Raw genomic sequence first — 20926 nt, forward strand, 5'->3', positions numbered from 1 at the left:
GCTGAGGCAGCCGGGGCTGAGGTACCCGGTGCGGAGGTCGCGGGACCCGACACGGCTGGGGCCGCAGGGGCGGCGTTGCCGGGGCCGGTGTCGTTCGAGGAGCCGCAAGCCCCCAGCAGGAGCGTGGAGGCGAGCCCTACGACGGAGCTGAGGACGATACGTCGTGGGATCAAGGAGTTGCCCTTCGTCGGGAGTCGCATCTGCTTGCACTCTTAGTACGTCGGGTGGCTTGCGCCCTCTCAGCCGCTGATTTCACATGACGCACTCTTGACCATCGCCTTGGCCACCCGGCGGAGGGGCGGCCCGGGGATCACGATGCGGAACGGCTCAGCGCGATCAGGGATTTCCAGGATCTGTTCCGTTTGAAGGGCATCTCGAAGATCTGGGAGAAAAGCCATGCCCCGAGTACGGAGACCGGCAGTGCCAGGACAAGCGTGAAACCGAACGTGGGCAGGCCGGGCGAGACGACATGCGGGGCTACGCGGCGGATCACGGCCATGACGATCGGCAGATGGATCAGGTAGAGACTGTAGGAGAAGTTGCCGAGAGCCTGTATCGGACGCGTGGTCAGGAGCCGTACGAGGACGACGGGTCTGCCGGTGGCGACCGCGGCAAGCAGCATCGTCATGGCGGGAGCGATGGCGAGGTCCACCCAGAAGTAGTGGTTCACCGTCCAAACAGAACCCTTGACGACGCCGACAGCCAGAACAGGCATGGCGGCCAGTACGGCGAACCACCCCCAGGGCAGCCGTCGCACTCTGTCCGAGGCAACGACGACTCCCGCGCCCACCATGCCCGCGACGAACACGGGAGCGAGATGTGGCGCCAGCCAGTTGTCGCCCTCCACCGGGGACGCGTCAGTGGCCATCAGCCCACCGGCGATCACCGGAAGGGTCACGCACGCGATCAGGACCACCGCGCTCAATCGCCGTCGCACAAAAAGGAGAAGCGGAAACAGGAGATACAGTTCGGCCTCCACACCGATCGACCAGAACGCGCCGTTCGGTGTCGGAGCATGGAACACGTCCTGAGCAACGAGGCCGTACACCAGGATCGTCGCGCGGGTGGGCGGTCCGTAGTGCGAAGCCGGGACCACGAACCAGGAAATGATCAGGCTCATGGCCAGCGCCGCCCAGTACGGAGGCAGGATGCGCCAGGCGCGTCGCCGCAGGAACTGGCCGACGCCGTCCGACCGCCAACCGTGGCGCGCAGGGGAGATCGCCAGTGAGAAACCGGACAGCACCAGGAAGAAGACGACAGCGATGCGCCCGAACATCAGCCCGTCCAGCCACGCAGGGGCCGAACTGCGGGGATAACCGGGGAAGACGTACAACCAGCAGTGGAACAGGACCACATACAGTGCGGCCAGGCCGCGCAGGCCATCCAGACCTGGCACTTGCCGACGGACGGGTGCTGCCCTCGTCGTCTCCTCCTGCCGCGCCGGAGCGGCCAGGTCGACGGCGCTGCTGACCGGACGGCTCGAATCCACTGGAATCGTTCGACCCTTTCTCTGGGCACCGTGTGTGCCGCCCTGGTGGCACGCCGGGCGGCACCGTACCGCCCACAGTGACTGGTACGCAGCGACCGGCTGGGCAGTTCAAAGGACCCGGGTGTTCGTACCGGACCCGACCTCCGCGCCCTGCAGACAGGCGGGCCCGAGCACCAGGAGCAGTCGGAACTGTCACCCGAGCGGCAGTCCGACGGCCGGCTCGGACGCCGCCGACGCGGCTGAGCCGGGCGAGCCACCCGGCAGCACAGAGCGTGCGCAGGCCTCCCTGGCAGGCTCACGTCGCTTTTCCCGGTGGCCGGCAAGCCCGTCTCAGGTGGCTTGAGTCGATGCGAACGATGAAGTCAGCACAGAAGCTGGTCTGGGCGGTGGTGGCGGGCGCGTGTGCTCTCGGGCTGGTCTTGACGACTCCCTTCATGCTCATGGCGATCGGCCCGCGGAACGCCGACTGGGAGAAGCTCAGCCAGATCAGCCAGGCCTACGGAGCCCTGTCGGTGGTCTTGTCCGCAGGGGCCCTCGCCGGCGTGGCGGCCTCACTGGCCTACCAGGCAAGACAGACCCGCATAGCGACAGAGGAGACGACCTGGACGGCCCACCGTGAGCTGCTGCTGCTGTCGCTTGCCAACACCGAGTTCCTGACCTGCTGGGAACCGCCCTCCATCGCGGCGGGCAGACGGCGCGCGATCACTGGCGCAACTCCCGTGACTTCTACGTGCGGCATGCGGCTGCCAGCGAGAACGCGCGGCTGCGCCGCTTCGTCGACCTTGCCGAACGGGCCTACGAGACAGCAGTCACCACCGGACCACCGATCTCCAGCACGGACTATTTCTTGCCTTCGGACGAGCCGGAGCAGCGCCCGTCGACCACCTGAACCGCTGTCCGGCGCTGTGAGCGCGCGGTGTTGGTGGTCGTGACGGCGGTCCTGCGTGTTCTGGGTCGGAGTCGTCTTCCGCCGGTGTCTGGTCCGGGGTGTCGCCGCTGCGGTCGGCGTCCGAGCCGCGGCTCAGCCGTCTCTGCCCTGCCATGTGGTCACGCAGGCCTCGTTCCCCTCAACGTCGGAAAGGACCCAGAAGGCCGGGGCGCGGGTCGCGGACACCATTCGGCCCCCGGCCACCAGCGCGGCGTCGATCCTTCGGAGCGCCTCGTCATGCGGGACGCAGACGTCGAAGTGGATGCGATTGCGCTGCGGGCGTGCCCGGTCCATCTGCTGGAACCAGACCGCCGGTCCCAGCCGGAGCGGGTCCACCAGCGGATCTTCCGGCCCTGCGTTGCTCAACTCGTCGGCATAGCCGAGGATCGCCTTCCAAAACGGCCGGATCCGGGCGATGTCCAGCGCATCGATCGCGATCTCCACGAGCTGGACCGACCGCTGCGCCTCAGTCCCGATCCCGGGCTCTGCCCGCAGCCCGGCTTTGCGAACAGCCGCGGAGATCTGCCGCGCGAGTTCGACGTCCCGGCTGGTCACCGCCGCACTGGCCGGCGATTGCAGGGTGAGCACCACCAGATCGGGGCGAACTTCGACCCGAAGATGCTGATCGGCATCGCCGCCGCACACCGCCACGACATCCGACATCAGGCCGATTCCCTGGACCAGTGACCGGACCGGGACAGACGTCTGCAGCGTACCCAGCAAGAAGCGCCAACCGTGGTCGTGGACTGCTTCAGACGCTTCCCGGCGGCTCAGGAGATGCTCCATCCCGTCATCCTCGCACCCCCGAACCACAGCCGGATCCTGATCCGGACGTCTGAGACAGGCCGTAGCTCGTCTGGGCACCGGGCCGGCGCCCCAGGGCGCTGACACCTCCACGAGGGGCCGGTACTGCCGTGCCGGGCAAGGTCGCCGGATAACGTGCTGTCCGACTGGTTAACTGATTATCAGGGGGGCGAGATGACCGGACCGCAGCAGGACCCACACAGCCCGAACAATCCGAACAACCCGAACGACGTGAATGGCCGGCTTGCGGCAGCCGTGCTCGCCCAGGACCTCCGCACGGTTCAGGTCTGTCTCCGGGACGGCGCCGACCCGAACACTTCGGGCCCGGACGGCCTCCCGTTGCTCTGCTCCGCCGTGGCCGGGTTCGACCACGAGACGGCCGCCGCCCTGATGGACGGCGGCGCGGACTCGGGCGTCGTGCTGCCGGACGGTACGACACCGCTTCTGCGAGCCGTCGACCTGGGCTCCCCGGCGCTGGTCGGCGCCATGCTCGGCAAGGACCCGCAGTCGCGGATCGCCGAGCCCGAGCGGAAGCGGCTGCTCGACCTCGCCCGGAAGTGGTACGAGACGGGGGAGACGGAGGAACTCCGCCGCCGCACGGGAGCCTCGGGTCCGGCCACCCGGCGACGGGTCAAGGACGACGAGTTCACGGACATCGAGGAGGTCTCCCTCGGCGGGCTCACCGTCCGGGCGGGCCACAGCGGCGTCCTCACCGAACTGGAGCGGGCGTTCGGCATCATGCCACCGGTGGCGGAGCTGGTGGCACGCGCCGTTCCCTACCCGGACGTGCTGCACGCCAACTGGTTCGCCAACAGCTACACCCTCGCCTTCCGCAAGAGCCCGCAGGATTGGTCGGATCTGGCGGCCCTGCGCCACCACCCCGCTCCTGTTCATCGCCGGTTGCTCGCCAGTGTCCTGTCGTCCCGGCATGCCCTGACGAGCTGCCACGACCGTACGGACACCGCGCAGGACGCCGGGTTCCTGGCGGAGTGGGCGCTCGAGGAGCCGGACGGCGAGGTGCTCGCCGAGGTCCTGGAGGTCTGCACGAACTACGACCACCCCGACCAGGAGGCCATCGGCTTCCGCTACGCCGGCCATCCGGACCCGCGCGTGCGCCGCGAGGTGCCGTACTGCCTGGATCCAGGGAGCGAGCCCGCCGCCACCACCCTGCTCGCCCTGGCTCGGGACCCCGATTCCCGGGTCCGGTACGTCGTCGCCTGGGTCTTCGCCCGTCCGCGCGAGCTGACCCCGGTGACCCGGGAGGCCCTGCTCACCCTGCTCAGGGACCCGGACCCCGACGTCCGGGGCCGCGCCGCCGCATCCCTCTCCACCTCCCACGACCGGACGCCGGCCGTCACGGAGGCTCTCGCCGCCCTGCTGGACGAGGAGGATCGGAATCTGCGGCTGGAGGCGGCCTACGCCCTCGCCGTCCGCGACGATCCGCGCACGGACCGGGCCTACGAACGCGTGGGCACGCTCGGTCCCGGCTTCGAAGATGACCACCGCGTGTCCGCCCACTGGCGTTACCAGGTCCGCAACCGGCCCGTCGAAACCTGATGTGCGCGACGGGTGACCCGCCGAGACGGACCATGAGATCAGCGCTGACTGGCAGGTTTGCCCGGAAGTTCGGTGCGAGAGCCCCGGCAGGAGTAGACGATCTCCACGGAACCGCCGGGGAGGGGGCGCTCCCGCTGAAAAGTCAGCCCGGTGTCGGCGCCGAGCGCGGGTGTCAGGCGCAGCCCGGCGCCGAACAGCAGCGGCACCACGACGAGTTCAAGGGTGTCGAGCGCGCCGAGGGCGTGGAACGTACCGATCGTGTGCGGGCCCCCGATGAGGTGGACGTCGCCACCCCGGTTCGCCGCGCGGAGCTTCTCCAGCAGCCGTACCGGGTCACTGTCGGTGGTGACGTGCTCGGGGGTGCCGTCCGGACGGTGTGAGCCGAGCACGAACACGTCCAGGTTCGGCCAAGGCCAGCGGCTGTTGGTCAGCGCGGGCTCGAAGGTGGTGCGGCCCATCAGCGCCGCCTCACAGTCTTGGAGGAACTCCCGAATGCCGTGGCTTTCGCCGGAGACGAACGCGGGGTCCGCAGTCAGGGCGGGCCACCCGTTAGGAGTGGTCACGTAGCCGTCGGCACTCATGCTCATACGGGCGCGGATCTGCATGCTGTCTCCCTGGGGCGCCCGGTGCCGGACGTGTGGCCCGCCACCGGAACGGCTGGTCGATGAATGGGCAGTACTTGTCGATCACAGAGCCGCGGCCGGCCCGGTCGCTGCTTCGCGGTCACGTCTCCACCCGAGCGTCGAACGGAAACCGCGTCGATCGACACGCTGCCGAAAAAAATGCGGGCCGTCTCGGCGGGGAACAGCAGCATGTCGATCGCTGCGACGGCTGAGCTGGACGGTCTGCGCTGTCCAGGGCCTCCGGCCGACGGCCAGGTCCCGTCGGATCGGCTCAGGGGCGGACATGTGTGCCCCCACGGTGTGGAGGTCGTCGCCAACAAGATCAAGGCCTTCGGCCGGAGTACTGGTGGGCGGTCAGGTCGGACTCGTGAACGGTCTGCAGCGTCGCGTCCGGGGTGGTGCGTTCCAGGCGGAGGTGGGCCGAGCGGTCGCGCAGGGTCAGGGTCATGAGTTGGTTGCCGAACCAGGGGCCGCCCTGTTTCCGCCAGCTGACCGGCGGACTGGGGCAGCGGCCGTGCCGGGCGAGGAGGCGTCCCAGCAGGCGGGCCGGTGTGCTCCAGCCGAAGCGGAAACCGATCCGCATCATCAGGGGTACGGAGTTGTGCACGGGTGAACAGGTGAGCTGGACGACGGGGACACGGGGGCCGCCGGACGGCCAGGACGCCTCGGCGAGGTAGCCGTGGTGGACGTCACCGGACAGTACGCACACGGTGGCGGGGGCCGTCGGGGCGGTCCCGGCCTCGGCGAGGAGGTCGGCGAGACCGGCGAAGGAGCGGGGGAAGGCCGCCCAGTGCTCCAGATCGGCTCCGCGGCGCAGCCACTCGCCGAAGCGGGCCCAGCGCTGCCCGCGTTCTCCGGCACACAGAGCCGCGTTCCAGGCCTCGGTGTCGTGCACCAGGTGCGGCAGGAGCCAGGGCAGGGAGGTGCCGATCAGGAGGTGATCGTAAGCCCCCTCGTCGGCCAGTACCTGCTCGCGCAGCCAGGCCGCCTCGCCCGGGTCGAGCATGGCGCGGCGGTCCTCGGCGAGGACCCGCGCGGCCCGGGAGTCCACCATCACCACGCGGACCCGGCCGAAGTCGCGCCGGTAACTGAAGCGGACCGAGGCGGAATCGGCGTCGGCCTGCTCTGCCAGAGCGCGCAGTGCGGGGGTGCCGTCCGGTATGGCGTGAACGGCGGCCCAGGTGGGGTCGTCGGCCAGTTCGGCGGGGGAGAGGTTGCCCAGGTGCTGGTGGACCCAGTAGGACATCAGACCGCTGAGCAGTCGCTCCTGCCACCAGTCCGTCGCGCGCATGTCGGCGAGCCAGGCGGCGGAGGTGTTCCAGTCGTCCACGATGTCGTGATCGTCGAAGATCATGAAGCTGGGCACGGTGGACAGCAGCCAGCGGACCTCGGGATCGAGCCAGGATTCGTAGTAGAGGTGGGAGTACTCCTCGTAGTCGGTGACCTGGCCGCCGGGCGGCTTGTCGAGGTCGCGGCGGCCGGCGAGCCAGCGCCGGGTCTGCTCCGAGGTCTCGTCCGCGTAGATCTGGTCGCCCAGCAGGAGCAGGACGTCGGGGCGCCCGGCGTCGGGGTCGGCCGCCAGCCGGGTCGCGAGGGTGTCGAGGGCGTCCGGGCCGACCGGATCCTTGCCGTCGGCCGGGGGCGCGGCCCAGCGGCACGAGCCGAAAGTGACCCGGACGGCGTCGCCGGTGCCGGGCGAACGGATGACGGAGGGCGGGAAGGGGGAGTCGGGCAGCGGCCACACCGGGGTGTCGTCCAGGAGCACCTCGTAGGAGGGCGACGTGTCGGATCGCAGGCCGGTCACCGTGACGAGCGCGTAGTGGTGCCCGGCCACCTGGAAGGTGGGGGCCGTGCCACCCGCGCCGTCGGAGCAGCGCACCTGCGCCGTGCAGGGCTCGCTGGTCTCGACCCACACGGTCGCGCACGAGCCGTCGGTGTACCTCAGCAGCGGTCCCAGGCGTAGTTCGGCCACGGTGATCGCCCTCCTGTTTTCTGTCGTACGGAAAGGAACGACCGTAGGGACGGTACCGGGCCGGACAGTCGTGCGTCTGGGGCCGGTCTGCGCGGGCAGGCGGAGGGGGTAGGCGACGGGGCGAACAAGGGCGGTGGCGTGGCCGAGCAGGAGCAGGGGACGCAGGCACGGGGGAGCCGGAGCACGGGACGTGAGGACGACCTGTTGCGAGGGCTTGCGGTGGACGACCGGCAGCCGGAGCGGCCGGTGCTCCTGGACGGCGACGGCCGGCCGATCGAGACCTGGCGGGAGAACCACCCGTACGACCACCGGATCGGTCGGCGCGAGTACGAGCGGACCAAGCGCATCCTGCAGATAGAGCTGCTCAAACTGCAACGCTGGGTGAAGGAGACGGGGCAGCGGATCGTCGTGGTCTGCGAGGGACGGGACGCGGCCGGCAAGGGCGGCACCATCAAGCGGTTCACCGAGCGGCTGAACCCCCGTGGAGCCCGCGTGGTGGCGCTGGACAAGCCGACCGAACGGGAGGCTGGACAGTGGTACTTCCAGCGGTATGTGACCCATCTGCCGGCTCGCGGTGAGATCGTCTTCTTCGACCGGTCCTGGTACAACCGGGCGGGCGTCGAGCGGGTCATGGGGTTCTGTACGGAGGCCGAGTACGGGCAGTTCCTGCGGCAGGCCCCGCTGTTCGAGCGGCTACTCACCGAAGACGGCGTCCTGCTGGTGAAGTTCTGGTTCTCGGTCTCGCGTGCCGAGCAGCGCACCCGGTTCGCCATCCGGCAGATCGACCCGGTACGCCGCTGGAAGCTGTCCCCCACGGATCTGGCCTCGCTCGACCGCTGGGACGACTACACCGCGGCCAAGGTCGACATGTTCCGGGCGACCGACACCGAGCACGCGCCCTGGACGGTCGTGAAGAACAACGACAAGCGGCGGGGCCGGCTGGAGGCGATGCGCAGCCTCCTGGACCGTTTCGCCTACCCGGCCAAGAACCACGCGGCGGTGGGCACACCCGATCCGCTCATCGTCGGCGCGGCGGACACCCTGCTGGAGCCGGGCGAGGAGCCCACGGCCCTGTCCCCGACGCCGCTGGCCGGTCCGGGTGGCGGACCCGGGAACCATCCGGACCCGCGGTGACCGCCGACCGCAGCCACGGATGAGGGGAGTCACGGACGATGGGGACGGTGGTCCATGTCCCGCAGACACGGGACATGATCGGGGACGAGCTCTCCGGCGACGAGGCGTTCACCGCACTGCGCCGCTACGGGGGCGTGCGGCTGCTGCTCGACGCCCTCTCCCGGTTCCGCTACGCCGACGGCTTCACCAACGCGCGCGCCCTCGGTTTCCAGATCGTGCTGGGCATGGTGCCGTTCACCATCGCGCTCGTCGGACTGGCCACGGCCGCGCACACGGAGAGCGTGGGCCGGATCATCGAACTGACCCTGGGCAGGATCGTGCCGGGAGCCAGCGCGGACGTGATCCAGGACGCGCTGCGCGGCACCCGACGTACCGCCGGCTCCGGCACCTGGAGCAAGGTCGCGCTCTTTCTGGGGCTGGTCTTCTCCGTCCTCAACCTGGCCTCGGCCATGGGCCAGGTCGAACGGGGTGCCAACCGCATCTACGGCATCGAACGGGACCGGCCCTTCCCGCGGAAGTACGGCAGGGCCGTGCTCCTCGCCTTCGCCGCGGGCGTCCCGATGGTCCTGGGCTTCCTCGTGCTGGTGGCCGGCGAGGCCGTGACCTCCGCGACGGCCGAGGCGCTGCACCGGCCCGGGCCGCCCGGGTGGTGGGGCGCCCTCGAGGTGCCCGTGGGGACGGCCCTCGCCTGGGTCGCCTCGGCCGTCATCTTCCGCTGGTCACCGCGGCGCGACCAGCCCGGGTACACCTGGCTGGCGTTCGGTTCCGCCGTCCACCTGGTGCTGTGGGTGGCCGCGACCTGGCTGCTGACGCTCTACGTCTCCCGCAGCGGCGCCTTCGGCGCCGTGTACGGTCCCCTCACCGCGTTCGTGGCCCTGCTGCTGTGGGCCAACCTGACGGGGATCGCCCTGTTCCTGGGCATCGCGTTCGCCGCGCAGTTGGAGGCGGCGCGCGCCGGGCTGGGCCGGGCCGTACAACCGGGCCCGGGACCGGGGCCCTGACCCCGGCGCGGGACGCCGCTGCGGTACCCGGTCAGGAGTTGACGATGCGGCGCACGTTGTCGACCGAACCGCAGTCGGCCTTCAGCTGACGCTCGCGCTCCTCCCAGAACGCCACCCCGAGTTCCTCGCGCCGTTCCATCGCCACGTTCTCGCGCGCACCGTTGAGGATGGTGCGCTCCTCCTCGTCGGCGTGGTGGGTGACGGCCTCCACCAGGTCCTCCAGCTTCGAGTCCCACTCCTCGGAGCCGACCTCCTGGACCTCCAGGAGGTCCAGGAGGGCCTTGTTGCCCTCGTCGTGCTCGTGCTCGCCGTGCTCGACCTCTTCGTCGTCGATGTTCTTGTACCGCTTGAGGGCGGGATAGACCTTGGCCTCCTCGGCCAGGGCGTGGGCGATCAGCAGTTCCGCGAACTCCTTGAGCGCTGCGGCCCGGTCTGCTTCGACGCTGCGCATCAGACGGAACAGGTCCTCCATGCGCCGGTGGTCCTGCAGGATGAGCTCGACGACGTCCTCTGTCTTGGTCATGGGAGAGCACCACTTTCATGCGAAGGATCAGGGTCACTACCGCCTACCCTCACCGTCCGCACTGATGGCTCCCGGCTCTGCGGCCACGACGCTCCGTCGATGACCCGTCCGGCCGCACCGCGGCATCGTCCTGACGCGGCGGAGGAAACCGTGTGCGGTGGTGAAAGTGTGCCGAGTGTCCGCTAGAGGGGTGAAGAAACCAGGGAAATCGACCGTGTGTTCTTCGATTGGCCGGGCATCCGGAGCGTCGGAGGTTGATAACTATGGTTCCCCTGCTTCTCGTTCTGCTGTTGGCTCTGATCCTTTTCGGTGCGGGTTTCGCGCTGAAGGCACTGTGGTGGATCGCCGTGATCGTGCTGGTGGTCTGGCTGCTGGGCTTCGTGGTGCGGACCGCGGACAGCGGCGGCCGTAAGGGCCGCTGGTATCGCTGGTAGCCCAAGCGGTACACGTCATGTCGGCGGGCCCCGGGTGTTCCCGGGGCCCGCAGACGTGCCGGAGCCAGGAGATCCCGTCCGGTGAAATCGGTGTAATCGGCACCTTCATGGGCACCAGGCCTCATAGCTGGGGCCCGGTGAAGCAGCGGAACCTGCGCCTCCATCCACCGGACCCCAGCCCCCCTCGTCCGGGCAGGCTCGGCGCGCGGCGGCCCGGCTGCCCGGCCCTGCGTCAGGCGGGGCACGCTCACCGACGTGTCGACCAGGACAGGCCCGGTCGACGCCGGTCCTGCCGTACGAAGCCCGCGCCTTGCCCGCCGGGCAGTCCTACGGCGTGGGGTTGAGTGGATCGTCGACGACTCCGGCGAGGCGGCCGGCCTCGCCGACGGGGTCCAGACCGAGTTCGAGGCCGGCGGCGCCTGTCGTCAGAGCCCTGAGTGCCGGTACCAGCCCGGCGCGCTCCGGGGGACGGCAGCACCTCCCCCATGGCGTGCACAATCATTGCAAAGCGCAAGAAAAGCACCGTATAGACATCATCAACTCCGCGTAGTCGTCCGAACGCATTCGGTCACAGTGGTCGACGCTGACAGAAACGGAAGGCGGGCCCCGACGGTCTCGACCGTCGGGGCCTGCGTGCTCTGCCGGCTACAGAGGGAGTGATCACGGTGAGACGGCGCGGCGCCCGACGGGAAGTGGAACGAGCGGCGGCACTGGCCGCCGATCGACTTCTGCGAGCGGGAGGGATGCTGCGACGCACCGCGACCACACCGGACCTGCGCGCGGAATTCCGTACGGATCAAGACGTCAATGACACTCCCTACTGGGAGCGCTGGGCGCACGACAAAGTGGTCCGCTCCACACACGGCGTGAACTGCACCGGGAAGGTCTACTTCAACCACGCCACCAGCAAGGCCGAGAAGTGCACCCTGTGCTGCCCGCGCGTCGAGGCGGGCGAGCCGACCGTCTGCTCGGAGACCTGCGTGGGCCGGCTGCGCTACCTCGGCGTCATGCTCCACGACGCCGACAAGGTGGGGGAGGCCGCCTCGGTCGACGACGAACACGACCTGTACGAAGCCCGGTTGAACCGCTTCCTCGACCCGGACGACCCCGAGGTGGTCGGTGCCGCCGAGCAGTCGGGCATCCCGCACGACTGGATCACGGCGGCCCGTCGCTCCCCGGTCCGTGATCTCATCACGACCTACCGGGTCACCCTCCCCCTGCATCCCGAGTACCGGACGATGCCCATGGTCGGGTACGTCACCCCGCTCTCTCCCGTGGTCGAGGCGCTCACCCGCAGCGGCCACGACGGGGAGGACCCGTCGGCCCTCTTCGGCGCGATCGACTCCCTGCGCATCCCCCTCGGATACCTTGCCGGCCTGTTCACCGCGGGCGACACCGCGCCCGTGGAAGCCGCACTGTGCCGCCTGGCCGCGATGCGCGCCCACATGCGCCGCGTCAACCTCGGAGAGGAACTCGATCCGGCCATCGCCCGCAGTGTGGGCATGGACGAACGGTCCATCGAGGCCATGTACCGACTGCCGGCCCTTGCCAAGTACGAGGAGCGGTACGTCATCCCCACGACCTACGTCGCGGAACCCGGCGGGGGAGGGGCGGACGGCCCGGGGTGCAGCCTGGACCACGACGGCGGCCCCGGTATGTACGGCACGGACGCGACGGAAGCCTTCCACGCCCCGCCCGTTGCGACGGGAGCGGGCGGCGGAGCGGCCGACGGGCTGCGCGGCAGGGTCAACCTCCTCGACTGGAACGGCCGCGGCCGGCCGCGGGGCCTCTTCCCCGACCGGAAGGCGGAGTCTCGATGAACCAGCACCGCGCGGTGCACCAGGCCGCCTCCCTGCTCCTCCAGTACCCCGATCACCGCTGGGAGGCGCAGCGCGCCCTTGTGATCGAATCGCTCGGCGGGTTTCCCGGCCCGGCGACGGAACCGCTGCTGCGGTTCTGCCGCCGCACCGCCGGCATCCCCCTGCTCGACCTCGCGGCCGAGTACGTCACCACCTTCGACCGCAGCCGCCGGCGCACCCTCCACCTGACCCACTACACGGACGGAGACACCCGCCGCCGCGGCGCCTCACTCGCCGCACTCAAGGCACGCTACCGGCAGTGCGGCTGGGAGCCGTCCGACGGTGAACCGCCCGACCACCTCCCTTCCGTCCTCGAGTTCGCGGCGCGTTGCCCGGCCGTCGGCCGTGCCGTGCTGCACGAGCACCGCGGCGCCCTCGCCCTGCTCGCCGCCGGCCTGGCCGCTCAGGGCAGCCCTTATCTCGACGTGATCCGGGCCGTCCGGACCACCCTCGACGAAGGAGTGCGCCTCTGATGACGCACCTGCGTATCGCGCTGTGGGGCGTACTGCCCTACGTCGCCCTGGCCACGCTGGTCACCGGCACCGCCTGGCGCTACCGCTAGGACCGCTTCGGCTTCACCACCCGATCCAGCCAACTCCACGAGTCCCGGCTGCTGGGCATCGGCGGACCGCTCTTCCACTACGCGCTGTTCCTCGTCATCGGCGGGCACACCATGGGGCTGCTCGTCCCCGAAGGACCCGGACATCAACGCCATGGCACACGCACCCCTCGTGTATCAGGTGCACGCACTCCTGGCGCCGGCCCTCTTCGACCTGTCGCCGTTCGGCCGCCTCGTCCACGCCTTCACGCTGCCGCTCGGCTACGTCACCAGGCCCTATGTCGTCTGTCGTTCCCGTGGCCGTTCCACCGCTCACCCGACGCGGACGCCCAGCGCCCACCGGTCCCGTCGGCAACCGTCCGTGCGCTGACCGACCCGGCCATGGTGCGCGGGTTGCCCGCACCGGTGGGGCGCCGGGCCGCCGGCTGGGGCGAGGAGTGCGAGAACGCAGCCCTCACCGGATCATTCGGTGACGGAAGGATCCCCAGGCTGATCGTACTGGTGTTTGGTCGCCGTCCGTGGGGGCTACTCGCATCCTGTCGACGGTCTCCGCCGACGAGACCGTGCAGAACTCAGACGACGAGGGGTTGGTCGCGATGACCGTGGCGACACAGCAGGGTGGCGGGGGCGGTTCCAGTGGCCTCTACGACGTTCTGGAACTCATTCTCGACCGCGGACTGGTGATCGACGCCTTCGTGCGGGTCTCCCTCGTCGGCATCGAGATACTCAAGATCGACATACGGATCGTGGTCGCCAGCGTCGACACCTACCTTCGCTTCGCCGAGGCGTGCAACCGCCTCGACCTGGAAGCGGGGCCGCGCAAGCCGGCCGGGCTCACGGAGCTCACGGGACAGCTCACGGAGTCCGGCGCCCGCGGGAAGACCAAGGGCGCTCTGTCCGGCGCCGCCCAGACGATCTCCGATGCCTTCCAGCAGGCACGGGAGGAGAGCCGGGAGCGTTAGGGCGACCGGGCCGTGGGCGGGGAGAGGTGAAGGACAGATGAGCGCCCACCCGATCGTCACATGAGTATCGGTGATACGGGCAACCGGTGATCACATGACGACCTTGTGAGAGGAGACCTCGTGCAGAAGGGGAAGTGGATCACAGGCGGCGCCCGCGCGCGGTTGGCCGAGACCTTCGCTCGGGAGTACGACGAGGGCCGATCGATCCGGGCCATAGCCGAGGCCCACGGGCGGTCCTACGGCTTCGTGCACCGCGTGCTCATCGAAGGGGGCGTACGCCTCAGGGCCCGCGGAGGCGATGTGCGCACCGATGCTGCCCGGTCGGCGCCATGACAGAAGCCGCGGCAACCGGGCGCCGAGAGGCGTCACCGGGTCGGCCACCGGCGCGGCAGGAGTGCATGCGGTGATCGATTGAGGGCACACGAGTTTTCCCGGCGGAACCACCTGTTCGCCTGCACCCGTGACGCGGGCCCGGTCAAGGGGCCCGCATATCGAGAAGGACTGTCGCTGTGCTGCTGCCTGCGGAGAATGAATTGCGTGCGGTACTGGCCCGCTTCGCCGATGCCCGCTTCCGGCATGACCTGCATCCCACCGGCCACTCGAGCCGAGAACTGGAAGACACCTCGCACAGGCTGTGCGCCATGACCGGCACCCAGTCGGTGGACCAGGCCCTCATCGCGGCCGACGCCCTCCTGGAGCGGATGCGAGCGGACCGTCGTACGGCCGCTCGAGCAACCCAGACGCTGGCTGCCTGACCTCTCAAAGGGACCGGGAACCGTCCGGCGGCGCCGGATTCTCCCTGGCACTGGGAGCCCAAGGAGTCGTTGCGAGCCCTGGCCGGTGAGTACGCCTGCGGTGACCGGGCGCCGACGTTGCGCGGCCGGCGCCCGGTGGCACTCAGCTACACGTCAACGTCGGCATGGCCCAGTCTCCGTGGTCGCTGCCGTTGCCGTCGGCGGCGTCACCGACCTTGAGGTCGACCACCTGTGCGCCGCTGACGTCGACGTCGATCGGCACCGCGGCCTGTTTGCCGCGGATCGTCGGCGTGGTCACCAAGGTCTTGCCGTCGGCGATCACGGAGAACGTCACCGTGCCCGCACCGCCTGTCTCGTCATCGACACCGACGTCCGCCGTCAACCGGGAGCATGTTCCCGCGAGGTAGAGCTCGACGTCGCTGACCGCGTTGGTGCCCAGGCCCTTGCCGTACCTGACGCCGGCGACAGTGATCGGACGGCCGTCCCCGGCCGCCTGCTCGCCGACGCTGCTGTCCCGTTCGACCGGACCCCACCCGTTGGTGGACGACAAGAACGATAGGTCGCTCACAGCGCTCTTGCCGGCCGGCGGAGCCGGCGGGATCCCGCCGATGACGCGCTCGTCACTGCCGGTGGCCTGCCGTCCGTGCTGCAGGTAGTGCACGGTGGCGGTGAGTGCCGAGGCGGATGGCAGCTTCCCGGCCGACGGCTGGACCTTCCAGGTGAAGGCGGCCGACTCGCCGGGGCGCAGTCGCTTGACCGACGTGGGGCTTGTGGCCCTCACGCTCCAGCCGTCGGGCGCGGAGAGGGAGGCCGTCAGCCGGGAGGCGGACGGTCCGTCCTTGGGCACCCGCACCGTCGCCTCGGCTGTGAAGGCCTGCTCCGACTGCGCGGTGTCCGCCACGTCCAGGGTGACGTCCGCCCCCGGCCGCTTCGGCATCGCGTACTTCTTGTGGTCGTAGCGGGGGCTGTCGTTCTGGGCGACGCGCAGGGACGAGGCGAAGCTGCCGTAGTCGGTGAGCGAGACCTTGCCGAGTCCGCCGGTACTGCCGTCCAGGTTCCACACCGCGATCGCGATGCTGTTCCTGCCGTTCGGGTGCAGGATCCCGTTGGGGACCGGGAAGCTGCTCTGGGGGCCGAGGTAGTTGACGTAGTTGCCGACCTGCCAGCCGTTCACGAAGATCGTGGCACGGTACTTGCGTGACGGGTCGTCGGTGAACGTCAGTCCGAGCGAGGTGTCCTGCCCGCGGGGCAGGGCCAGGTTCACGTCGGTGCGGTACCAGGAGACGCCGGGACGGGTGTCGGTCGTCGGCAGGGAGATCCGGTTCCATTCGCCGTCGGGATAGCCCGGCAGGGACCAGCCGGCCCGCTCGCCGTACAGGCCGCCCGTGGAGAGCGGTCCGCGCACCGTGTCCTGCAGTTCCTCGCCGCCTCGTACGCCCTGCAGCCGCCAGGTGACGGAGGTCAGTGGCGCCCCGGCGAGGGAGGCGCTGGTCAGGCCGCGCGCGGTCTTGTTGCCGTTGGTGGAGTTGTAGTCCTCCTCGTGCCCCATGTTCACGGTGAGCACGGAGATGACGTTGTCGCCCTTGGACTTGACCGAACCGGCCGGGAAGGTGAAGTCGGCGCTGCCTGTCGTGGAGCTGCCCAGGAAGGTGCCGTTGAGCCAAGCAGAGAACGCCTGCGCGTCTCCGCCGGAATCCGATACCAGGTGGATTCCCTTCTCCTTGCCGCCGGCGCGGAAGCGACCGCGGTACCACGTGTTGCCGGTGTGGAAGCCGTAGTCGTCCGCATAGAGCACCGGCAGCGAGTTGACGCCGGAGACGCTGTTCGTGGTCGTCCTGTTGGCCACCTGCCAGCTCGAGTCGTCGAAACCGGGGGCCGCTTCGGGGGACTCCTTGGCGTGCTTCCAGTTCGTCAGCGCCGGCAGGTGGACCGGGGCGGCCACCGGGATCGTCCCGGTGAGGCTCCCTGAGCCGGTGGCCCGGCTCTTCAACGTCCTGCCGTTCCAGGTGACGTGCTCGGCGGAGGTGAACACCTCGATGTTCTTGTCGTCGGCGTTGTCGCCGGTGAGTGCCAGGGTCCGACCGTCGTCCAGGCTGGTCGCCGTCCGCAGCAGATGGGTGCCGCGCACGAGTACCGGGCCGCTCGCCGTGTCCTGACGCCAGAACGTCTCCGCCGTGGCCTTGTCGCCGACGAGCAGCAGCAGCGGGCGTGATCCGCCGCCGCTGATCTCGACGCGGATCAGGCCCTTGTGCGTGTAGTTCAGCCGGAGGTCACCGGTGGCCTCGTCCCAGGTCGTCGTGACGGTGCCGCCGTTGCTGGTCACGGTGGGCTTGGAGGAGTAGCGAAGAACGGTCTCGCCGTCGCTGCCCGGGGCGCCGTAGAGCACGGCGACGTCCCGGTCGCCGACGTTCGCGTGGGTCATGATCTCCGACGTGGAGTACTGCAACTGCGAGTCTCCGAGCCGGTAGTTCGCCACGATCACGTGCGAGTCGCGTCCGTCGAGGGTGATCGCGGTGCCCGGCTGCTGCGGCACCACCGGGTAGGTCGGCGTCGCGGTGGCGGCCGTCGGCACGTCGATGGCGTCGATGGACACGTAGTTGTCCGTCGACCCCGAGCTGTGGCTCCCGTCGACGACGATCTGCAGCGTGTGCGCCCCGGGCGACAGGCCGGTCTTCTGGAAGATCACCGCCTGGTTCTCGCCACCGGAGTCGTCGACCGTCGCCACCTTGGTGCCGTCCAGGTAGACGTCGGCGTTGCCGTGGTTGTTGGTCTTCGAGCCGATCCAGCGGATCGCGGTGCCGTCGAAGGGGACGGTGACCGAGTCACCGGCCTTGTTGGAGAACGACTCGGTGTGCTTGTAGTCGCCGCCGGTGTAGCTCGTGTCGGCCACGTGCGACCACGAACCGGTGTACTGCAGCGCGGAGTCCGGGTCGTCCCACGTGTAGTGGGTGTCCGCGGACGGCTGGGCGTCGAAGTCCAGCGCGATGTGGGTCTTGTCGACCGCGGTGGACGTGGAGTTCCCGTGCCGCACGACGTGGAACTGCGTCTTGGTGTCGGGATTCATGCGGGCCGTGTCGACGACCGCGGAGTCGTCGGGCGGCGTGGCCCGGACCGCCTCCGTCTTGGTCAGCGGGCTGACCGACTGCGTGAGGTATCCGATCAGCTTGTCCTCGTAGTACTTCGGATCGAGCTGGCGGTTCTCGCGGATCGCGGCCCCGTAGTCGTAGGAGGTGTAATTCTCCGGCATACCCAGCCAGCCCCAGTTGGTGCCGCCGTAGGTCATGTAGAAGCTCTGCGCGGTGGCGCCGACGGCTATGTTCTGCTTGTAGAACACGTTGGCGAACTGGTCGTTGATCAGCTGGGCGCACTTGTCGTAGCCCGGCCCACCCCAGGGGTCGAAGGCGCCGCCCTGGAACTCCGGCGAGTACAGCGGTTTGCCGTCCGGGTGGTCGTAGCCGATGTCGGGCACGCCGTTCCACTTCGAGGGGTTCGAGCAGTTGAAGCCCTGTGGGTAGGAGTCCGGTCCGTCGACGTCCAGGGCGCCGGTACCGGAGTTGAACGTGCCGTTGTTGTTGCCGGTCAGCGGTACCGTGATGCCGTCGGCGCGGGCCTTGTCCTCCAGGTGCTTCATGTAGGAGCGTCCGGCGTCCGAGCCGTTGTAGTACTCGTTCTCGACCTGGTAGGCGATGACCGATCCGGTGCCGTTGGTCAGTTGGTGGCGGGCGATGATCCGGTCGATCCGGGTCAGCCATTCGTCCGCGTACTTCAGGAACTGCGGGTCGTCACTGCGGTTGTGTCCGGCCTTGGTGGTCATCCAGCCGGGCAGGCCGCCGCTGTCGACCTCCGCGTTGATGTACGGCGCCGGGCGCGCGATCACGTAGAGCCCGGCCTCCTGGGCCATGTCGAGCAGCTTGTCGACGTCACGCACCCCACTGAAGTCGTACACCCCCGGCTTCGGCGAGTGGTAACCCCAGTCGAAGTACAGCGACGTGGAGTTGAACCCGGCGGCCTTCATCTTCTGGAAGATGTCCCGCCACAGGTCCGGACTCGGGAGCCGGAAGTAGTGGAACTCGCCGGACCACAGATAGGTGCGCTTGCCGTCGACGAGGAAGGAGTAGCCGTCGAGACTCACCGTGTGCGCCTGCGGACCGGCGGCTGGGGCGGCGGGGTCCCGCCCACCGGCCTCCTGCGCCGTGGCGGGCGCGGTCATGCCCGCGGCGAGGGCGATGGTCGCGGCTGTCGCGAGGACCGCTTTCCACCACCGACTGCGTCCGGGTCTCGCAGTTTCTGAACCGATCCGATTACCCCGCACTGCGGCCTCCATACCGCCTGAGCAATCAGCATCAAACAGACTCAGGCAAAGTCGAACAGTAGGGGGGCGTAAGGCGCAACACAATGGGGCGGCAGGACACGGTCGAGACAGTAGGGCCGGCTCTTTCGAACCAGTGCCCCCGGCGCAGCGCCGCCCGGGCGCCCACCGACTGGAGTGATTGAGGCATCGTCTTGTTGAGCAGGGTGGCGGGGCCGGCACGTATGTGGGGGAGACCGTGCTGTGCATCGAGGGGATCGCCGGGACAGTCGTACGACGGGACGTCAGTCGGACTCGGCTCCGGCCGCCGGGAGGCCGGCGAGCCGGGCCGCCGACTGGAGGGCACGGCGTCCGGCGGGCGCGTTCGACATGTCACCGACCAGAGCTGTGAGGGCATTTGACCGCGCCCTCCGGCCTCGCTCAGGTACAGAACGGCATCCAGGGGCCACGCGCCCTGGTCGACGAAGGCTTCGCCGGGGCGTTGCCCGGGCCGATGGAGGGAGACGCCCATGTCACGGGACGAGATCGCGAAGAGCCGCTTCGCCCGCTGGCTGCTGGACCGTGCCCGGGTGGCCGGTTACGACCTGACCACACATGACACGGAGGCGAGGATCCTGATCCTGGCAGCCATCGCCCTGGCCGGCGGCCTGGACGAGGCGACCACGGCGAGTGTGGCGAAAGGGCTCGCAGTGACGCCGCAGGAGCTGACCGAGGCCTACATCCACGAGATGCGGCAGCGCCTCCTCGAGGAACTCCTGGGCCACCCCGACCTTGAGCGGCTGGACAGACAGCTCGATGCGATCGCCCATGCCGACTGAGCGGCAGGGATCGTCTCCACATCCACGCAGACGACCCGCCGTAAGGGTATGGCCTCGGCCAAGACCGCACCCCTCAGGCAGCGGGCGCCATGGCCCCCCTTCGGGCAGGGGTGTCGGCAGGGCCACCCCCCATCCGGTGTCCAGGCCCAGCGACGACAAGCGCCGCGAGCGGCAGTATTCATGTCGCCGCACCAACCGGGCACCCACCACACGGAACCCCAGGGGGACAGCCATGAACGAAACCGTCGCCAGACGGCTGACAGGCCTCGCCGGCATCGCCACTGCGGCCGCCTTCATCGTCGAAGTACCCCTGTACTTCATCTACTCCGGTCCACCGCCGGACTCGAACGTCCTCACCAGGCTGCTGATCGGAATCCTCGCCCTGGCGTTGCTGATCGTCTTCGTGACTGCCTTCCGTGAACTGGTCAAAGCGGTGAACCCCGCCTACGAATGGGTCGGCACGCTGGCCTTCGCCGCCGGGCTGGTCTACGCGACGATCACCCTGGTCTCCAGCGGTCTGGAAGCCGGCGCGGTCATCGCCGCCGACCATCCGATCGACCCGACCATCACGGTCAGCGGCACCTACATCCTCTACGGGTCGATCGACCGCCTCATGCTCGCGCTGTTCCTGACCACCGTGGGCTGCGGAATCTCCCGAACGAACCTGCTGCCGCGCTGGACCCACCGCTCCGCCTTCCTCCTGGCAGGGCTCAATCTGGTCTTCGTGCCGTCTCTGTTCTTCGGCAACACCCCCGCACACTTCTACGCGGCGAACGGCTGGGGCACCACCGCCCTGATGGGCGCGGTCTTCAGCTACTGGATGCTCGCTCTGGGCATCTCCGCCTACCGCAGCGCCGCACGACGTGCGTCCACCGGATCACCGGCGCTGCAGCACTAAGAGCCGCCCGCGCAGAAGACGATCGCGTCCCCTTCACCGGCCTCGGGCCGGGCTCGCCGAGTCGCAAGCCGCCGAAGGCGAAGGGAGGCCGCAGGTGGCCGGGCCGGTCCGGAACACAGGCCCCGGACCGGCCGGGACGTCAGTCGGCGGTGGGCACGGGGTCGCGGTCCGATCCAGCCGCCGCCCTGAGATCGGCCGCCTCGGTCTCCTCGGGCTTCGCGCCGGATGCGGGCCCGGCCGGCGGTTCGGGGGTGCCCGGCACCACGGCCGTGCCCTCGTCGGGTGCCGTACGCCCGGGGGT

General features: G+C 69.5%; 18 protein-coding genes and 1 pseudogene. 13 read left to right on the forward strand and 6 right to left on the reverse strand.

The genetic code is table 11. From position 1 onward, the window contains the following. Positions 1 to 310: 310 nt before the first annotated feature. Entirely contained in the window at positions 311 to 1489 is a 1179-nt protein-coding gene (locus ACFY0F_RS25990; RefSeq protein ID WP_388798843.1) for an acyltransferase family protein, read from the reverse strand. A gap of 440 nt (positions 1490 to 1929) precedes the next feature. On the opposite strand from ACFY0F_RS25990, the gene ACFY0F_RS25995 reads away from it, so the two are divergent. Then, positions 1930 to 2421, forward strand: a complete 492-nt coding sequence (locus ACFY0F_RS25995) for a DUF6082 family protein (RefSeq protein ID WP_388799258.1) — start codon at positions 1930 to 1932, stop codon at positions 2419 to 2421. Between the two features lie 89 nt (positions 2422 to 2510). Here the strand turns inward: ACFY0F_RS25995 and ACFY0F_RS26000 are convergent, their stop codons facing one another. Continuing rightward, positions 2511 to 3203 carry a VOC family protein gene (locus ACFY0F_RS26000; RefSeq protein WP_388798846.1) on the reverse strand — a complete coding sequence of 231 codons (693 nt, stop codon included), beginning with the start codon at positions 3201 to 3203 and terminating at the stop codon, positions 2511 to 2513. 192 nt (positions 3204 to 3395) lie between these two features. On the opposite strand from ACFY0F_RS26000, the gene ACFY0F_RS26005 reads away from it, so the two are divergent. Then, entirely contained in the window at positions 3396 to 4778 is a 1383-nt protein-coding gene (locus ACFY0F_RS26005; protein WP_388798849.1) for a HEAT repeat domain-containing protein, read from the forward strand. A gap of 38 nt (positions 4779 to 4816) precedes the next feature. On the opposite strand, the gene ACFY0F_RS26010 is transcribed toward ACFY0F_RS26005, so the two are convergent. Beyond that, positions 4817 to 5383 (reverse strand): dihydrofolate reductase family protein, encoded by a 567-nt coding sequence (locus ACFY0F_RS26010; RefSeq protein ID WP_388798852.1) that lies wholly within the window; start codon positions 5381 to 5383, stop codon positions 4817 to 4819. A 340-nt stretch (positions 5384 to 5723) separates the two neighbouring features. Continuing rightward, a complete protein-coding gene (locus tag ACFY0F_RS26015) occupies positions 5724 to 7373 on the reverse strand; it encodes an alkaline phosphatase D family protein (protein WP_388798855.1) in 1650 nt (549 codons plus the stop codon). A 138-nt stretch (positions 7374 to 7511) separates the two neighbouring features. On the opposite strand from ACFY0F_RS26015, the gene ppk2 reads away from it, so the two are divergent. Together ppk2 and ACFY0F_RS26025 are read left to right on the forward strand one after the other, a co-directional pair. Beyond that, positions 7512 to 8507 (forward strand): polyphosphate kinase 2, encoded by a 996-nt coding sequence (gene ppk2, locus ACFY0F_RS26020; protein ID WP_388798858.1) that lies wholly within the window; start codon positions 7512 to 7514, stop codon positions 8505 to 8507. Positions 8508 to 8545: 38 nt separating this feature from the next. Next, on the forward strand, positions 8546 to 9508 hold the full coding sequence (locus ACFY0F_RS26025) for a YihY/virulence factor BrkB family protein (RefSeq protein WP_388798861.1): 963 nt from the start codon (positions 8546 to 8548) through the stop codon (positions 9506 to 9508). A gap of 31 nt (positions 9509 to 9539) precedes the next feature. Here ACFY0F_RS26025 and ACFY0F_RS26030 read toward each other — a convergent pair whose 3' ends face one another. Next, positions 9540 to 10031, reverse strand: coding sequence for a hemerythrin domain-containing protein (locus ACFY0F_RS26030; protein ID WP_388798864.1), 492 nt, complete (start codon positions 10029 to 10031; stop codon positions 9540 to 9542). 263 nt (positions 10032 to 10294) lie between these two features. Here ACFY0F_RS26030 and ACFY0F_RS26035 point away from each other — a divergent pair, with 263 nt between their 5' ends. The 7 genes and pseudogenes from ACFY0F_RS26035 (at position 10295) to ACFY0F_RS26065 (ending at position 14600) form a co-directional block, all read left to right on the forward strand. After that, entirely contained in the window at positions 10295 to 10465 is a 171-nt protein-coding gene (locus ACFY0F_RS26035; RefSeq protein WP_011113206.1) for a DUF5670 family protein, read from the forward strand. 743 nt (positions 10466 to 11208) lie between these two features. After that, positions 11209 to 12285, forward strand: coding sequence for a 4Fe-4S dicluster domain-containing protein (locus tag ACFY0F_RS26040; protein ID WP_388798867.1), 1077 nt, complete (start codon positions 11209 to 11211; stop codon positions 12283 to 12285). Further along, positions 12282 to 12797 carry a nitrate reductase molybdenum cofactor assembly chaperone gene (gene narJ / locus ACFY0F_RS26045; RefSeq protein ID WP_388798870.1) on the forward strand — a complete coding sequence of 172 codons (516 nt, stop codon included), beginning with the start codon at positions 12282 to 12284 and terminating at the stop codon, positions 12795 to 12797. Before ACFY0F_RS26040 ends, narJ begins: the two co-directional genes overlap by 4 nt. Then, a pseudogene (locus ACFY0F_RS26050) lies at positions 12797 to 13253 on the forward strand (respiratory nitrate reductase subunit gamma). Before narJ ends, ACFY0F_RS26050 begins: the two are co-directional and overlap by 1 nt. Before the next feature lie 226 nt (positions 13254 to 13479). After that, positions 13480 to 13845 carry a gas vesicle structural protein GvpA gene (locus ACFY0F_RS26055; RefSeq protein WP_388799261.1) on the forward strand — a complete coding sequence of 122 codons (366 nt, stop codon included), beginning with the start codon at positions 13480 to 13482 and terminating at the stop codon, positions 13843 to 13845. 120 nt (positions 13846 to 13965) lie between these two features. Further along, entirely contained in the window at positions 13966 to 14178 is a 213-nt protein-coding gene (locus ACFY0F_RS26060) for a helix-turn-helix domain-containing protein (protein WP_388798873.1), read from the forward strand. A gap of 176 nt (positions 14179 to 14354) precedes the next feature. Continuing rightward, a complete protein-coding gene (locus ACFY0F_RS26065) occupies positions 14355 to 14600 on the forward strand; it encodes a DUF5133 domain-containing protein (RefSeq protein ID WP_388798876.1) in 246 nt (81 codons plus the stop codon). 142 nt (positions 14601 to 14742) lie between these two features. Here ACFY0F_RS26065 and ACFY0F_RS26070 read toward each other — a convergent pair whose 3' ends face one another. Beyond that, the gene (locus ACFY0F_RS26070) at positions 14743 to 18912 is read right to left on the reverse strand and encodes a beta-galactosidase (RefSeq protein ID WP_388798879.1); all 4170 of its coding nucleotides are present in this window, start codon (positions 18910 to 18912) and stop codon (positions 14743 to 14745) included. A gap of 506 nt (positions 18913 to 19418) precedes the next feature. Here ACFY0F_RS26070 and ACFY0F_RS26075 point away from each other — a divergent pair. After that, positions 19419 to 19727 carry a hypothetical protein gene (locus ACFY0F_RS26075; RefSeq protein WP_388798882.1) on the forward strand — a complete coding sequence of 103 codons (309 nt, stop codon included), beginning with the start codon at positions 19419 to 19421 and terminating at the stop codon, positions 19725 to 19727. A gap of 232 nt (positions 19728 to 19959) precedes the next feature. After that, positions 19960 to 20625 carry a hypothetical protein gene (locus ACFY0F_RS26080; RefSeq protein WP_388798885.1) on the forward strand — a complete coding sequence of 222 codons (666 nt, stop codon included), beginning with the start codon at positions 19960 to 19962 and terminating at the stop codon, positions 20623 to 20625. The last annotated feature ends 301 nt before the right edge of the window (positions 20626 to 20926 follow it).

The sequence above is a fragment of the Streptomyces sp. NPDC001544 genome, from assembly GCF_042894285.1.
In the GTDB taxonomy this organism is placed as follows: Bacteria; Actinomycetota; Actinomycetes; order Streptomycetales; family Streptomycetaceae; genus Streptomyces.